Consider the following 14,547-nt stretch of genomic DNA (forward strand, 5'->3'; position numbering starts at 1 on the left):
ATAGCGCCCTTAAGTTGAATAACATTATTTAGTTCAGTTTTTGCTCTTTTTTTACTTGGTCGTCTCAGTTTCTTTTGTCTCTTTGGCTTCAATATGAAATACAGCGATGATCTCTTCCAATAAATCAGATTGTGACTCTAAAGCTTTTAATGAAGATTGCAGTTCACGAGTCATTGAAGCATTTGCCTGCGTTGTATTATCGAGTTCATTGATAGCAAGATGAATTTGGCTCACACCGTGAGTTTGCTCATTAGATGCGAGGGCAACACTTTGGATCATTTCGTTAATGTTGGATGTGTCTTGGGCAATCGAAACAATATTATCGTTTGCATCCGCAGCTAATTGGAAACAGTGATTGATTTTATCATTTGAGTTATTGATGAGTAATTTGATTTCTTTTGAAGCCTGTGTACAACTAATTGATAACTCACGAACTTCATTCGCTACTACGGCAAATCCCTTCCCATGTTCACCGACCCGCGCAGCTTCAACCGCTGCATTTAGTGCCAACAAGTTGGTTTGGAAAGCAATGTTATCAATAGTAGAGGTGATTTTGCTGATTTCCTTTGAAAAATCAACGATATCATCCATGTTTTCTACGACATCAGAAATGAGTTCATTGCTCTTATCAATAGTGATACTGGTTGCTGACATGAGCTGGCAGGATTGGTTCGTATGTGCGGTATTGAGTTTAAATGAAGAGTCTAGTTCTTCTACACTGGCAGCTGTTTCAACAATTGCAGCAGCTTGCTGATCTGCTCGAATGGATAGGTCATGATTCATTTGAGTAATATCGCCTAACTCAACTTTAATATGATGTGTATTGTCATAGATATTTTTAACAATATCTATGAGCTTGGATTGCATATTAGAGACATGATGTTTAAGCAATTTTATTTCAGAAAGACCTTTATTATCAAAGCTGTGGTAAAGAATGCCTTGACTCACTTTCTCAATACCATCAATGACTTGGTTAAGCGGGCGGATAAAGAAAAATTGCAAAATAAAGCGTATAAATAGCGTGACAATGGTGATTATTACCATAATTACAATAAGACCAATAATGCTTTGGTTATAAAGTTTTTCGCTTGCAACTGCGATGTCATGATAACTGGTATTAAGCTGTTGGTGATAATTTATGTAATTCTTTTCAAATGCATCTTGAAACGATTGGGTGGGTTGATTTAAAAAGTCATAAGTTTTGCCTTCGACTAAGAATACAGAAAGCTCATTCAGTGCTGCATATAATGTGTTGTAAGATTTTTCTAAATCGGTGAAAGCGGCATTGTTTTGATACATGGAACTGTCAGAAAAACGTTTCCAATACGCGCTAGTTTGTGTCATTTTTTGATGATAAAACTGGATAAGACTATCGATATCAGTATTCGATGTTTTCATTTTATTGATAATCAATAAGTGGCGTGAACTCGCTCGATTTAAGGTATTACGAGCTTGGAGGAGTGACTGCCACGTATTGTTTAATTCAGTTTGTTCGTTATAAATTATATCCAGGTTATTGAGCGTTGTTTGATACTGTTTTAACGAGCTAAAGAAAAACCAGCAAGTTGACAGTAGAAGAACAATCAGCAGTCCTGAAATAAACCAGACTAACGTTGTCGTTTTGAGGCCAGTGAAGGTGAATTTAGCCGAACTGAATTTAGTTTTTTTTGAAGTATCAGACATCATTGATTATTTCCTTTCATACCATCGAGCAGTATGCTTTGAATACATACAAATAACGACTTTCAGACATAACGTTGTTAACCAGGAGCAAATCAAAGCTGTCCAATAGGCTAAAATGTTATATATAGTCACGCGAAAGCATCAGGCGTAGGGACTAGTTGAATGTATCGGCATCTATGATGGATACTTTATGGTCAGTAATATGACTTAGTTCATAAAAACGAATGAAAACTAGATGAAATTGCTTAATTTTCGGTTTGGTTAACAAAATGAAAATAGTTTATAAACGCTGTTATTGTTTATAGTGATACTGTTAACGTTTAAATATTAGTTGATAATAATTAGCAGAAATAAAAAGGGATTGGTTAGGATGATTTCGTTATTTTTGAAATGTCTCATTGGTGCTGTTGCTGTGCTTATTATTGCCTTGTTTTCGCGAAGTAAAGTTTATTATATAGCTGGTTTAGTGCCATTATTTCCAACATTTGCACTTATTGCACACGTGATTGTGGTGCAAGAACAAGGGACAGAAGCATTAAGAAAAACTGCATTATTTGGGTTATGGTCACTGATTCCATATGCTATGTATTTGCTCACGGTATATTTATTCGCAACAAAAATGACAGCTTGGGGGAGCTTAAGTTTGGCGACAGTCGTTTGGGTAATTACAGCCGCAATTTTAGTTTATGTTTGGCAACTTACTCAGTAGGTCGTAAAAACTGATATCAAGTTTGGTTTTTAGTGTGAAATAGCATTTAATAAATGAGAGTGCGATAAAAATAAACAACTTGCTTGCTCTTTGAGGTCGCAAAATTATAGGCATAAACTATAATAGTATTTAATGTTTTCTCTTGGTCATATAAATAAAATGTTATTAAGGTCTTTAGTTCTGTTACTCGTTGCTGGATGTGCATATATTGCCGGTATCATGACGGAAGTGACTCTGGATCCAGAGTTGGATACTGAAAGTAGAGTGAGAAGTTCTGTTGAAGATTTTTTAGCGTATCCGTCTGCTGCTACGTATAAAAATGTGAAATATTATGTATTAACAAAAAGTGATGAAGGTGAGGAAACAGGGTACTATTGTGGTGAAGTTTTCGGTTTTGAAAATGAATTACCGCATGGTTATAAGCGATTTATTGTTAGGTTACATAAAAATAGAACGGGCAAAGTGATGATTTCAATTCCATTTGTTGAAAAAACAGATGATATTATTCCCCCCGAACAATTTGAAGCTGTCTGGGATCGTTATTGCCACCGAGATGAGTAATCTATTCTAATAAATTTACATTCGTTAGCTATCCGGCCAACGAATGTAAGATATTTAGCGAATTTTAACTGCCATCGTTGATAGGAATGTTGGCAAATAATGGTCAACAACAAAACGTGGATGAGGCTGCCAATCTTCCTCAAAGCCTGCAATATGAAACCCTACTTTAATCTGCCCACCAATTAAATCAGTTAAAGAATGACCAAATACAAAAGCTTCTTGTTTTTCATTCTTGAGTGCGATTTGTTCTTCAGATAAAGTGCTTAATTCAGAAAAAGGCATAGTGTAACTGGGTTTGATGATACCTTGCTCATAGTACTTTTTATCCCGATCACCTATAAAAACGATGGGGTTGAAAAAACTAGATAATAATTTTCCACCCATTTTTAATACACGGTGGCATTCCTGCCAAACTGGCGCTACGTTCGGAATATACAGGTTTGATATAGGGTGGAAAATAATATCAAACTCTTCATCAGCAAACATTGATAGTGAGCGCATATCACCTTGTACGGTCTCTAATGTTAAGTGGTCTCGCTCTGCGACCATTTTGTCTTGCTCAAGCTGCTTTATTGAAAAATCGAAAACAGTAACTTGTGCACCCGCAGCAGCTAATACAGGGCCTTGTTGGCCACCGCCAGATGCGAGGCAAAGAATTTTCTTCCCTTTAATGTCACCTAACCAATCTTTTGAGACAGGGGAGGGAGTAAGGTGAACTTGCCAATTACCCTGTTTAGCTTCAAAGATAGTTTTTGAATCAACGGGTGTGGACCATGCTTGCTGTGATTCAGCTTGTTTATCCCATGCTTTTTGGTTCACAGAAAGAAAGTCTGTCATAAAATGTACTCCTTAATACAGTAATTTATTTAGTTTATCAAAATATGAACAAAATGAAATAAAAATGCACTAAGTAGTACTGAATTAATTTCCTATCATAAGATGGTACTCGGTATTATCAAAAATAAAATTTGTGGCAACATGCATACCTAATTTTTGGTGGGCAGCTAATGACCGTTGATTTTGAGTATTAATAAAGGCAATAGGCTTACCTGTATTCAAGGCGCAGATTTTGGCATATAAATTCTTAAGAATATCTTTGCCTCTGTAAGCGTTATCAATACAAACGGGCCCATAAAGCCAATTATCTTTGATAAGGTCTGGAAAGTGTTCAAGGATAAAAAGAGCAATAGGAGGGAGTGGGGAAGATAACGGATTAAAACTGAAAACAACACCGATCACGTCTTGAGGTATGAAGGCGATAATGGTTCCTGAACTTCCTTTAAGCATAGCTTCAACCTTAGGAAGTGGAAATTCACCGAGAAGTTCACCATGGTTAGATGGCGCATTAGCTTGTAATAAATGAGCCACTTTAGGACTATCTGCAAGCGTCATTAGGCGATATTGAATAAACATGTAGTTCTCCATTTAGCTAAATTAAAATGGCTTTTAGAATGAATAATAGGCTTAATATACCGCATTGAAATTGTGATTGTTTAATTTCATAATAATGCAAATAACCTTCTTACTATGAAAAAAAATGTTAGCAAAATTATATCCTATATTTTTACTTATCGTTTCAAATGTTTTTATGATGTTTGCTTGGTATGGTCACTTAAAATTTACCACTAAACCTTTATACATAGTGGTGTTCTTTAGCTGGTTAATTGCCTTTGTTGAATACTGTTTTGCGGTCCCTGCAAATCGTATTGGGCATCAGTTTTACAGTGCAGCCGAATTGAAAACTATGCAGGAGGTGATCACTCTGTGTGTGTTTGTACTTTTCTCAGTTTTATACTTGGGAGAGAGTATCACAATCAACCATATTATTGGGTTTATACTCATATTTGCAGGTGCATTTTTTATTTTTAAAGGACCATTTTAAAAATAAAAAGAACAGGTTAGCGCCTGTTCCTTTTACTTTATAGCACGGGATTGGGGGTATTATGCCCAGCCTTTTTTATGAAATTCTTTTAAAACCGTGACGAATTGTTCCATTTCCTCAGGGGTTCCTAGTGTTAAACGGTTCCAACCTACAGCAGGAGGGAACTCTCGCCCAACCATCACGTTAGCATCTGCCATGCGCTGCTTATAGGTTTTTACATCACCTTTTACTTTATGAAAAATAAAGTTTGCTTGGGAAGGCGCATATTCTAACCCCAATTCATTCAGTGCTGTTTCGACAATTTTACGCGATAAATTATTGGATTTAAGACTATGTGCAATAAATGGCTTATCTTTTAGTGAGGCAATGGCAGCGACTGCACCGGCAGTATTTGTATTATCTATAGATAAAAACTCATCGACTGCGGCAATAACCTCTGGTGCTGCTACGCCGTAGCCAACACGTAACCCTGCTAGCGCAAATATTTTTGAAAACGTTCGTGTCACGACAAGGTTTTGCTGACCTTTTTTAACTAACTCTATTGCACTGACAAAGTCAGGGTCTTCAACGAATTCAGCATACGCTTCATCAACAATAAAAAACTGGTTATCGGGAGCTTTACTCATCCAGCCATCTAACTGGCTATGAGGAGTGATCATGGCCGTTGGGTTATTTGGGTTACAGATATAAATCATGGATAAACCATCAAAATTATTTGCGGCTTGCTCCATTTTTTCTAAGTCAAAAGACAAATCCGCTTTTAGAGGAACTTTTGTAATTTGTACGCCAAGTGGAAGCGAGTATAACTCGGCATAATTGAACGTAGGATCAGGGGTAACCAGTTGGATTTTGATCCCTTGGTTTTTAGCTTTATTTACCAACATGGCAACGGCAGCTTGGATGGTTTCTGATGAACCATTACCGATACTAATATGCTTATCAGATAAATTATAAAGCGAACCAATGTTGGTGATTAATTCAGCCCGTGCATCGTCAGGGTAGCGAAATGAATTTGGTAAAGCAGCGATAATGGCGTCTTTCGCTTTTGGGGACATCCCTAATGAGTTCTCATTAAAATTGAGTAATAGCGGATGCTTAGCATCTGGTAGCTGTATCGATGCTGTATTAGCAGAAGCTTGATTTATAAGTGTATTTAGCGCTAATCCACCAGCTACTAATGACGTGGATTTTAGAAATGAACGACGATCCATAATTATTCCCTGAAATTATTATTCTTGAGCTTATTAGATTACTCAAAATAATTTCAAAGTAAATAATTATATAATAAAAATGATTTTTTATTCATTTTTTATGCTACTGACAGTGATGCCGAGTAGAGGACGTAATGTGAACAAAACGAATATAATGAAAAGGATAAGTAAAAATTTAAGTTGTTATTTTCCTACAAAATGGAAGATTATGAATTGAATTATAATGGTTGTATAATTAAGTATATAACCATGGTAATAAATTGGAGTTAGAATGAAATTATTTATGTTTTACATTGGTGGGAATGCAGGCAAATCAAATATAGAGGTTCACGATATCCAGTTTGTTGTTGCAGAAAAACCGAAGGATGCCTGGCCAACATTGAGAGAAGCTTGGTTTGGTGATAAAGATAAGATTCATATTGATGGTTATGCAATTATTACATGGGTTGATGGTTTTGATGTGACTCTAAGCCGAGAACCCTCAAAAACTAGCCATAAATTGTATTTTGTTAATGTCGGTGGGTATACCCCAAACAGCTTAGCAGAATTACACGAATTTGATCTTTTTGTTGCGAAAACAGCCGATGAAGCAAAGCAAAAGGCCATTAAAAAGTTATTAGTTAACAGTGAACAACAGCATAAAGATAATTTAAAAGATGTAGATGACTGTTTATTGCTACAACAAGTGGGGGATTTTTATATTCACCTTGTTGAGAAACAAAACGGGGAGCATTTTATGCCAAAATGGCAAGGTTATCAGCCTATTGGCCTATAAAAATTATTAGATGTATGTAATATACAGGGTAGCTTTAGCTACCCTGTTTTTTCAATTATTGAGCTTGTACGGGGGTAGGGGGTGTGATTTCGACCACGGCAACTTTAACCATGTACTGTTTGCCATTTTCACCTTTAGGAACATCAGCCACTATTTTTTTAAGTGCTTCTTCAGGTTGAGTCGTTTGAATTGAGGTTGAATATTGCATCATACCCCGATGACGTCCATTATAATTATTATGGCGGTAGTTATCACAAGGACGGTTATTATATTGCTGTTGGTTTTGATATTCGCCACGATGCCAAGACCCATTGCCATTTCCGTAACCATCTCCGTGATAAGCAAAAGTTGAGAAACTTGCCACCAATAAACTTGCTGAAATAATTAATGGTTTAAGTATGTTCATATTTCATCTCCTTTGGAATATTTATTAATTATTATATTGGCAGCTTAATTAATTAATTCAATTGGATTTACTTATCTAAATACATAAACCATATTTGATGCAATATTCATTCATTATTTCTACATAATGAAAATAGGTTGTTAAAATAATTGAAAATTAGTTAACTTACTGGTTTTCAGTGAAAAATTTAGCGAGCTTGCTGAGTGAGGTTATTGAGGCGACAGCAATGTCTTTATTATAATCATCACACAGATTTAATAACCGGTCGATAGCATGTTGTTGTTCAATAGAACATTTATAATCACCTAATGCATTGATAGCGGCAATTTTAACATCATTATTTGTGCCATAAGTTAATTCAACTAAATTTTTAACGATTTTTTCTTTCATAAAATAATTGACGGTCAAAATACGGGAATACGCTAAGTATAAAACTAGAAATGAAAACTTAAAATGTTTTTTTTATCAATGATTAACAAAATGATATAAAAACAACTAATATTAATAAAAATAAATAATAGAAAGATAAAAAATATTATTTGTGCATAGTAAAATATAAATGAATGCTAAAAAAGTGTAGGGTAGTGTATCTGTGGCAGCTGAAAGGCTCATTTTGCTCACTGTTACAGTGACTAAACCTCTATAATGATGAGTATTAACATTTTACATGAAGGGTAGTCGATTGAAGCGTATCAAAACAAAACTTTTAATCGTTGTGTTATTAGCTTTGGGGGTTTTTGCTTACCATTTTTTTACCACAATTGGGGATTCAGACGTTGAAAGTGAAGCTAAGCAATTGGTTGAGAAGAAGTTAAACCAACCAAGCAATATTACATTTAATGATGTCAGAATTGTTTTAAAGAGTGAATACAAAGAGGGGGAAAGCTACCGAGTTTGTGGGTTATATAGCACTTCCACTCAAAATGACAGATTGCCTTTTATAGCTAATGTTAGTGTTCAAGATGGTAAATTTTCTGAACATAGCCAGCTAATTATCAGTGAAACACCTGAGTTGCAGTTCTCAATAGAAAATCTATGTGTTAAAAAATGATTAAATGAAAAAGAGCGCGATTTTATGTAGCGCTCTTTTTAGTTTGTGGTGAGAACTGTTTTGGTTACGATTTATTTAAAAGCAATTCTGTCTGGATCTTACACGCTGATATTGAATCATTTAATGATTTAGAAAACTCGGCTTCATTTTTGAATTGAGATTTGTTGCTGCGAATTGCATCAATCGCTGATGTAAGGTTTTGACGAAGATCAGTTTCAACAGTCTCTAGTTTTTTCAAATCGACGTTTTCGCGTTTCAATTTCGCAATTGTTTCACGGGTTAAGTCGTCACTACTCTTATTAGTGCTGTATGCCTCACTTAGCGCCTGACCTGTTATTTCACAATAATCCTTGGCAGTTTCACTAATGTTTAACGGGGCATTGGCTGCCATAGCTAATGCGGGTGACAGGCAAAGAGCCAGTAATAAACGCTTCATAGTCATACCTCAGTTTGCACTCAATGAATAGTTACTCTAAATAAACACTCGGAATTACTATAGCAGATTAGGACTAAAACGGGGGAGGTTGAGGTGCTTTTCGCATCATTTCATAAAAAAGAGCCAGTATAAATACTGGCCGCTATAATTAGCAAAAGCAATGTAAATGAAAATTACGTTATATACTCTAGCATATAACGGTAAAAAATAAAGGCATTTTACTCAAGTACATTAAAATAGAAGGTTAATTATGATCTGGATCAGGCTTTAGGAATGCAAAGATGAATATTGGGGGATTTGGAGGAGATAAAAAACTGACTGAAGCCTTACAGCAACAGCCAGTAATGGTTAATCGTGGTGCTTAGTTATTTTTTAGCCAATGACCATGTTTCAAAACATCTTCAACGAGTTCATGTAAAACGATATGAGCTTCATTATCGTTATGGAAACCTTTGGTTGAGAAAGTTGTTGGTCCGCTATCATGGGTAATCAATAAGTTGCTGCTAGGATAAACTTCTAAAACGCGAGCTTTTAACTCTGCACAAAACGCATCGTAAGTTTTAGCAGGGAGCTGTTCAATTGAATCATCAGATACTGTAATCGTAATTTCCATATGTTAACCTCTTGTCAATAAAGCGAATTTGCGTTCAGTGTATTGTTATCGGAATGCATAAGCAATATTCATTTTAAGACTATCATTATTTGATGGTAAAGTACTGTAATTATATAAAAAAATATATTCTTTATAATTTAAATAAATTAATTTTTATTTTTAAATATAGTTTTTATTTAATTTTGGTGTGAAATTGTATTAAGCATATTTTGGTTAAAATGTAATGAATTAAGATTAACCATTATCTTAATTAGTTAATGGTTTAAAAAAATAGCTAAAAATCAAACGATTGATTTTAGATTTTAAAGTGAAATTATTTATTGGTTAACTTATTGATATTATTGTGAATATATATTTGACTGTTTCTGTTTTAATCACTTTGTTTTGTGTTTTTCGATTTTAAAAATTTTCAAAAAGCGAAATGAATTTACATCAAAGATAAAAAAATATAATTTCATGGATAGGCTGTTTTTATATTAAATATATGGTTGTTTTACTTTTAGTGGTTATATTTAAATGTTTGGCTGATATGGGGCAAGCTTAATTACCAACTAGTTGTCTTAGTTGATTTAATAAAAAAGGAGAGTAATTTGATAGAATTTATAAACTCATTAACGAATATTATTTGGGGCTCACTGCTCATTTATTTATTACTTGGCGCTGGGCTATATTTTACTATTCGTTCAGGTTTTATTCAAATCAGGCATTTTGGCCATATGTTTGGTATCCTGAAAAATAGCAAGCAATCTGATAGCGCAGGGATTTCTTCATTTCAAGCGTTGTGCACCAGCCTCGCTGCAAGGGTTGGCACTGGAAACTTAACAGGGGTCGCTATCGCATTAACGGCAGGAGGGCCTGGTGCAATATTTTGGATGTGGGTAGTTGCATTACTTGGAATGGCAACGTCATTCGTTGAATGTACATTAGCTCAATTATATAAAACGAAGGATGACCAAGGAAATTACCGAGGAGGGCCTTCTTATTATATGCAAAAAGGTTTAAATCAACGCTGGATGGGGATCCTGTTTTCTATATTTCTTATTATCGCATTTGGGTTGGTTTTTAATGCCGTTCAAGCTAACTCAATTGCTCAAGCGACCGCAGTTGCTTTTGACTTCAATCCACTTTATGTCGGTATTGGCTTAGTTATCCTTAGTGGTGTCATTATTTTTGGCGGATTAAAATCAATAGCAAAAGTGGCAGAACTTGTTGTACCTATTATGGCTCTTGCCTATTTATTGTTAGCTTTTTGGGTTGTTGGCCACCATATTGAGCGCTTACCCGATGTGTTTATGATGATTATTCGTAATGCATTTGGGCTGCAAGAAGCGGCGGGGGGAGCTGTAGGTTATGGTGTCGCTCAAGCGATGACTCAAGGCATTCAGCGCGGTTTGTTCTCCAATGAAGCAGGGATGGGGTCAGCACCAAATGCAGCGGCTTCTGCATCGCCTTATCCGCCGCATCCTGCTTCCCAAGGGTATGTTCAAATGCTTGGTGTCTTTATGGATACAATTGTTATCTGTAGTGCGACAGCGATTATTATTTTATCGTCTGGGGTATTAGATAGTGGAGTTGATAAAATTAATGGTATTGAATTGACTCAATTAGCATTGTCATCGGCTGTAGGCAGCTGGGGAAGCACATTTATTGCAATTGCGATATTTTTCTTTGCTTTTACATCAATCATTGCAAATTATGCTTATGCTGAAAGTAATATGATCTTTTTAGAGAATAATAATATATAGTCATTGTCAGTCATTATTAATCATGAAATTTTAATTTAAATTCATAACTAACAGATAAGTATAAATAAAATATAAATCCTTTCATCCGTATAGTCACGAGTAGTCATAAATTATCACTTGTTATCATAAGAAATGTGTACATAATGGTGTACATAAAAATGATGCTTTGAGGGGAATTTGATGGCATTAACTGATTCATGGCTACGTTCTATTAATGGAAAACCACAAGAAAAGGTTATTACAAAATCTGATAGGGATGGCCTGTCTGTTCGTGTCACGCCAAAAGGAAAGGTAATTTTCCAATATCGCTACAGATGGAATGGTAAGGCCGAGCGACTTGATATTGGTACTTACCCGGCAACCTCATTAAAAGAGGCTAGGGATTTGACCTTATCATACAAGGGAAGTCTCGAACAAAACAAAAACCCGAAAGTTGTTAAACTGACTCAAAAGCAAACGGCAATAACAGCATATACAGTTGAGTCGTTAGTTACAGAATGGTACGAAAAATCCTTAAAGCAAGATCAGGTTAAAGCGGATAAGATATTTAGGTCATTTCAATTGCATGTGTTTCCATCAATTGGGAAATTGCCTCATGATGATGTGGACCTTCACACATGGCTTCCTTTGCTAGAAGAAATCACAGAAAGAACACCTTCGATTGGCCATCAGATTTTAAAGTATGCGAAAAAGTCTCACTTTTGGGGGTTTCGACGGGGTGTAATTACTAACCGCCCACTTAGTGACTTAAATCCATCAGATTTAGGAATTAAGATTGAACAAGGTGAAAGAGTACTGACAAATGAAGAACTATCGCTTTTATTCCAGTTTATAGATCAAGATAGATATAATCCAAGGAATGAAATCATAATAAAGTTGTGCCTTTTATTTGGTAATCGTGTAGGTGAATTACTAAAGGCAAAAATAACAGATTTTGATCTAAAAGAGGGAATTTGGACTATCCCACCAGAAAACCACAAGAGAGGGCGGCTATCAGGACAGCCATTAATTAGGGCGATTACCCCAGCAGCCCAGCAATTAATTCAACGAGCTATTAGCGTTAGTCGTGGCGATTATCTTTTTACATTAATGAATGGTCAGCCGATGAGAGAGGGCGGACATTTAGGGATGATTGATGTACTGAGCAAACGTATGAGCAAGAAAGTCGAAAGTTGTAAACCTTGGTCTATTCACGATTTAAGACGAACAATGAGAACAGGGGTTTCCAATTTAACGGCACCTCACATTGCCGAGATAATGATAGGGCATAAATTACCAGGAGCATGGCAGGTGTATGATAAATACACCTACCTTGATGAGCAGCGTGAGGCATATGAGAAATGGTGGGATAAGGTGCTTAAAATTGTCTACCATTCTCCCAATCAATAATATCCTGCATTAACCAGCTTAACTGGTCGGCCCTGAATCTTGGTTTCGGGAAGCCTTCGCGCTTTTGCTTCCCATTACCCGCCCACAGCCGAATAGCATGAGGCGTTATTCCATATCTACTAGCCAGCTCATTCGTTTTAATATACACGTGCTCTCTAACTGGCTTTTCATTGTATCCAATCATAATTATCTCCACATCTGCCGCATACAGATTTAAAAATTCAACCACAGGCATTCGGTACGCTTTACTGATCCTGCATGACCGTTTGCTGCTGTCGTCTTGATTTCTTTTCGCCAGCTCGAGAGTTGGCTGTTATATAGATCGTTGTCATAACCGCAAATAATAACTTTTCCTGAAAGCTGGCCAGCGACAGTGATTAATTGCTGGTGGCCCCATTCATCCATTTCGTGCCGATATGTTTCGCTTCTCATGCTCCTTGTTTCATGTAAATAGGGTGGATCGATAAAATGCAATGTGCTGGTGGTATCATGGTCTTTCATGCACTGAACAGCGTCACGGTTTTCAATTAATACCCCTTGTAATCTATCCACTACAGCGAGTAGGTTTTCTGGTGCCCGTGTCCATATTTTTTGCGCTGTCGCTGAATTGCGTTTTGTGTCTAATCTAAACCCTGTTTTGCCTTTTGTTGCACCGGCACTACCAAAACCCATAGTGGCACGCACAATTGTTTTTCGCGCTCGTTCAATAGGGCAATCTGAAACATCATAAGCACAATTAAACTCAGTGCGTGAATATGGCGTTAATAAGCAAGCATCGATAAGTTTCTCAGCCTGGTCTTTATCACGTAGAACGCGAAACAAATTTACTATTTCATCATCTAAATCGTTATAAACCTCAGCTTCCGAACGAGGTTTACGCAAAAGAACCGATGCGGCACCACCAAACGGCTCAACATAACAACGATGATCTGGAAAGTGACTAATCACCCATGGGGCAAGTCGAAACTTGCCGCCATGGTAGCGAATGACAGGGTGTTTTATGCCACTCATAATCACACTCGCTTAAACTCAATAACCCACACCCATTCGTTATTAATCCAGCTATCAATTCCGTATATTGCATTCCATATCAAAGCAAACTCAGATGAGTAAGCGTTTTCATATCCATCGAACCCTTCAGCTTTAGCATCGCTTTCACTGATATCATTTACCTGCTGCAACCAAACATCAGTAATTTCAATTTTCCCTTTGATATTACCGTCCTTGTCGGCAGCGTTAATGATGTCGCCAATCTCACCATACGGGCAATCAGGGTCAATAAATCCATGTCGCCATGCTGCACATACTTGCTCTGATAAGGTGTAACCTTCTTGCTATGCACCAAGGTTGCGTAACTCTTCCTCAGTTACTTTTGGTTGTGGCTTAATCGGTCTGCGTGTCTGAGTTTTTCTGCCTTCCATGACAGCTGCTAACATTGCATCGTTAAACTTGATTCTGTCTTTCATTGTTTGACCTATTTAATTTGTAAGAAAAGATTAATAGCCAAGAATTATCCTATTCAGATAGTCGATTTGAGAATAAATTAAGAGTAAATGTTTGATTTGGGTAATACGACAATGCCCCGCAAAAGAAATGATAACAATCAGCCAGTGAACATAATTGATGTAATTGTTTGCACATTAAAGGTCGTGGTAACTATCGTGACAATTATCTGTTTTATCACTTTGATATTACTAGTTTGCGCATGTGAGTTTTAGCTTATGCTCATTCCTCTTCATTCCCCCCTTTAATCGCTAGGATTAAAACGTTTCATGGCAAATGCTTATTTACCTTCTACACTTAAGCCCGAAAGAGTAGTTACTAGCTGTGTAACTTTCGCCGATGCTCCCTGCGTCGGCTTTTTTTTTGTCTAAATATCTTGCCAAATCCTGCTCGTTAACTATCCTTAAAAAACCAACACAAAAAATAAACTCTGAACACTCCCTTACCGTCATTAGTGTGGTACCACTTTGGCGGTGTTTTTTTGCTTCATTGCATCCTTGCAAATATATCCTTTGGTTAATAATCGTTGTTGTAATAAATCTCATCAGCGTCGGATTCATCTAAAACTAACAGGCTACCGCCG

15 protein-coding genes and 2 pseudogenes are annotated in these 14,547 nt (G+C 36.4%); 7 read left to right on the top strand and 10 right to left on the bottom strand.

Annotation, left to right across the window (positions count from 1 at the left end; genetic code table 11):
* Window positions 1-51: 51 nt before the first annotated feature.
* The gene (locus AC4IFT_RS05560; RefSeq protein ID WP_490750797.1) at window positions 52-1,686 is read right to left on the bottom strand and encodes a methyl-accepting chemotaxis protein; all 1,635 of its coding nucleotides are present in this window, start codon (window positions 1,684-1,686) and stop codon (window positions 52-54) included.
* A gap of 367 nt (window positions 1,687-2,053) precedes the next feature.
* Between AC4IFT_RS05560 and AC4IFT_RS05565 the strand changes: the two genes are divergently transcribed.
* Window positions 2,054-2,392, top strand: coding sequence for a GlpM family protein (locus AC4IFT_RS05565; RefSeq protein ID WP_490731015.1), 339 nt, complete (start codon window positions 2,054-2,056; stop codon window positions 2,390-2,392).
* 219 nt (window positions 2,393-2,611) lie between these two features.
* Window positions 2,612-2,953 carry a hypothetical protein gene (locus tag AC4IFT_RS05570; RefSeq protein WP_490750798.1) on the top strand — a complete coding sequence of 114 codons (342 nt, stop codon included), beginning with the start codon at window positions 2,612-2,614 and terminating at the stop codon, window positions 2,951-2,953.
* A gap of 54 nt (window positions 2,954-3,007) precedes the next feature.
* Here AC4IFT_RS05570 and AC4IFT_RS05575 read toward each other — a convergent pair whose 3' ends face one another.
* Complete coding sequence (locus tag AC4IFT_RS05575; protein WP_490750799.1) at window positions 3,008-3,790, bottom strand: class I SAM-dependent methyltransferase; 783 nt, start codon at window positions 3,788-3,790, stop codon at window positions 3,008-3,010.
* 84 nt (window positions 3,791-3,874) lie between these two features.
* Entirely contained in the window at window positions 3,875-4,366 is a 492-nt protein-coding gene (locus AC4IFT_RS05580; protein WP_490750800.1) for an N-acetyltransferase, read from the bottom strand.
* Between the two features lie 124 nt (window positions 4,367-4,490).
* On the opposite strand from AC4IFT_RS05580, the gene AC4IFT_RS05585 reads away from it, so the two are divergent.
* Window positions 4,491-4,835, top strand: coding sequence for a DMT family protein (locus AC4IFT_RS05585; protein ID WP_490750801.1), 345 nt, complete (start codon window positions 4,491-4,493; stop codon window positions 4,833-4,835).
* 59 nt (window positions 4,836-4,894) lie between these two features.
* On the opposite strand, the gene AC4IFT_RS05590 is transcribed toward AC4IFT_RS05585, so the two are convergent.
* The gene (locus AC4IFT_RS05590) at window positions 4,895-6,046 is read right to left on the bottom strand and encodes a pyridoxal phosphate-dependent aminotransferase (protein WP_490750802.1); all 1,152 of its coding nucleotides are present in this window, start codon (window positions 6,044-6,046) and stop codon (window positions 4,895-4,897) included.
* A gap of 271 nt (window positions 6,047-6,317) precedes the next feature.
* Here AC4IFT_RS05590 and AC4IFT_RS05595 point away from each other — a divergent pair, with 271 nt between their 5' ends.
* Window positions 6,318-6,821 (top strand): DUF1543 domain-containing protein, encoded by a 504-nt coding sequence (locus AC4IFT_RS05595; protein WP_490731003.1) that lies wholly within the window; start codon window positions 6,318-6,320, stop codon window positions 6,819-6,821.
* A 55-nt stretch (window positions 6,822-6,876) separates the two neighbouring features.
* On the opposite strand, the gene AC4IFT_RS05600 is transcribed toward AC4IFT_RS05595, so the two are convergent.
* Both AC4IFT_RS05600 and AC4IFT_RS05605 read right to left on the bottom strand, forming a co-directional pair.
* The gene (locus AC4IFT_RS05600; RefSeq protein WP_490750803.1) at window positions 6,877-7,227 is read right to left on the bottom strand and encodes a hypothetical protein; all 351 of its coding nucleotides are present in this window, start codon (window positions 7,225-7,227) and stop codon (window positions 6,877-6,879) included.
* Window positions 7,228-7,392: 165 nt separating this feature from the next.
* A complete protein-coding gene (locus AC4IFT_RS05605) occupies window positions 7,393-7,617 on the bottom strand; it encodes a HEAT repeat domain-containing protein (protein WP_219247452.1) in 225 nt (74 codons plus the stop codon).
* Window positions 7,618-7,909: 292 nt separating this feature from the next.
* On the opposite strand from AC4IFT_RS05605, the gene AC4IFT_RS05610 reads away from it, so the two are divergent.
* Window positions 7,910-8,278, top strand: coding sequence for a hypothetical protein (locus AC4IFT_RS05610; RefSeq protein WP_490750804.1), 369 nt, complete (start codon window positions 7,910-7,912; stop codon window positions 8,276-8,278).
* A 64-nt stretch (window positions 8,279-8,342) separates the two neighbouring features.
* Here the strand turns inward: AC4IFT_RS05610 and AC4IFT_RS05615 are convergent, their stop codons facing one another.
* Both AC4IFT_RS05615 and AC4IFT_RS05620 read right to left on the bottom strand, forming a co-directional pair.
* Complete coding sequence (locus AC4IFT_RS05615) at window positions 8,343-8,714, bottom strand: hypothetical protein (RefSeq protein WP_490730997.1); 372 nt, start codon at window positions 8,712-8,714, stop codon at window positions 8,343-8,345.
* 361 nt (window positions 8,715-9,075) lie between these two features.
* A complete protein-coding gene (locus tag AC4IFT_RS05620; RefSeq protein WP_490730995.1) occupies window positions 9,076-9,327 on the bottom strand; it encodes a penicillin-binding protein in 252 nt (83 codons plus the stop codon).
* A 590-nt stretch (window positions 9,328-9,917) separates the two neighbouring features.
* Here AC4IFT_RS05620 and AC4IFT_RS05625 point away from each other — a divergent pair.
* Together AC4IFT_RS05625 and AC4IFT_RS05630 are read left to right on the top strand one after the other, a co-directional pair.
* A pseudogene (locus tag AC4IFT_RS05625) lies at window positions 9,918-11,066 on the top strand (alanine/glycine:cation symporter family protein); the annotation flags it as partial.
* 186 nt (window positions 11,067-11,252) lie between these two features.
* Complete coding sequence (locus AC4IFT_RS05630) at window positions 11,253-12,461, top strand: tyrosine-type recombinase/integrase (RefSeq protein WP_490750805.1); 1,209 nt, start codon at window positions 11,253-11,255, stop codon at window positions 12,459-12,461.
* Window positions 12,462-12,674: 213 nt separating this feature from the next.
* On the opposite strand, the gene AC4IFT_RS05635 is transcribed toward AC4IFT_RS05630, so the two are convergent.
* Window positions 12,675-13,472, bottom strand: a complete 798-nt coding sequence (locus AC4IFT_RS05635; RefSeq protein ID WP_490750806.1) for a DNA adenine methylase — start codon at window positions 13,470-13,472, stop codon at window positions 12,675-12,677.
* Window positions 13,473-13,474: 2 nt separating this feature from the next.
* Window positions 13,475-13,927, bottom strand: a pseudogene (locus AC4IFT_RS05640) (ASCH domain-containing protein).
* Between the last annotated feature and the right edge of the window lie 620 nt (window positions 13,928-14,547).

It is taken from the genome of Providencia sp. UF-183 (assembly GCF_058246155.1).

Excerpts from the sequence above, each read along its gene's own strand:
- AC4IFT_RS05560 (WP_490750797.1), bottom strand. The coding sequence starts at position 1,686 with ATGATGTCTGATACTTCAAAAAAAACTAAATTCAGTTCGGCTAAATTC.
- AC4IFT_RS05565 (WP_490731015.1), top strand. The coding sequence starts at position 2,054 with ATGATTTCGTTATTTTTGAAATGTCTCATTGGTGCTGTTGCTGTGCTT.
- AC4IFT_RS05570 (WP_490750798.1), top strand. The coding sequence starts at position 2,612 with ATGACGGAAGTGACTCTGGATCCAGAGTTGGATACTGAAAGTAGAGTG.
- AC4IFT_RS05575 (WP_490750799.1), bottom strand. The coding sequence starts at position 3,790 with ATGACAGACTTTCTTTCTGTGAACCAAAAAGCATGGGATAAACAAGCT.
- AC4IFT_RS05580 (WP_490750800.1), bottom strand. The coding sequence starts at position 4,366 with ATGTTTATTCAATATCGCCTAATGACGCTTGCAGATAGTCCTAAAGTG.
- AC4IFT_RS05585 (WP_490750801.1), top strand. The coding sequence starts at position 4,491 with ATGTTAGCAAAATTATATCCTATATTTTTACTTATCGTTTCAAATGTT.
- AC4IFT_RS05590 (WP_490750802.1), bottom strand. The coding sequence starts at position 6,046 with ATGGATCGTCGTTCATTTCTAAAATCCACGTCATTAGTAGCTGGTGGA.
- AC4IFT_RS05595 (WP_490731003.1), top strand. The coding sequence starts at position 6,318 with ATGAAATTATTTATGTTTTACATTGGTGGGAATGCAGGCAAATCAAAT.
- AC4IFT_RS05600 (WP_490750803.1), bottom strand. The coding sequence starts at position 7,227 with ATGAACATACTTAAACCATTAATTATTTCAGCAAGTTTATTGGTGGCA.
- AC4IFT_RS05605 (WP_219247452.1), bottom strand. The coding sequence starts at position 7,617 with ATGAAAGAAAAAATCGTTAAAAATTTAGTTGAATTAACTTATGGCACA.
- AC4IFT_RS05615 (WP_490730997.1), bottom strand. The coding sequence starts at position 8,714 with ATGAAGCGTTTATTACTGGCTCTTTGCCTGTCACCCGCATTAGCTATG.
- AC4IFT_RS05620 (WP_490730995.1), bottom strand. The coding sequence starts at position 9,327 with ATGGAAATTACGATTACAGTATCTGATGATTCAATTGAACAGCTCCCT.
- AC4IFT_RS05630 (WP_490750805.1), top strand. The coding sequence starts at position 11,253 with ATGGCATTAACTGATTCATGGCTACGTTCTATTAATGGAAAACCACAA.
- AC4IFT_RS05635 (WP_490750806.1), bottom strand. The coding sequence starts at position 13,472 with ATGAGTGGCATAAAACACCCTGTCATTCGCTACCATGGCGGCAAGTTT.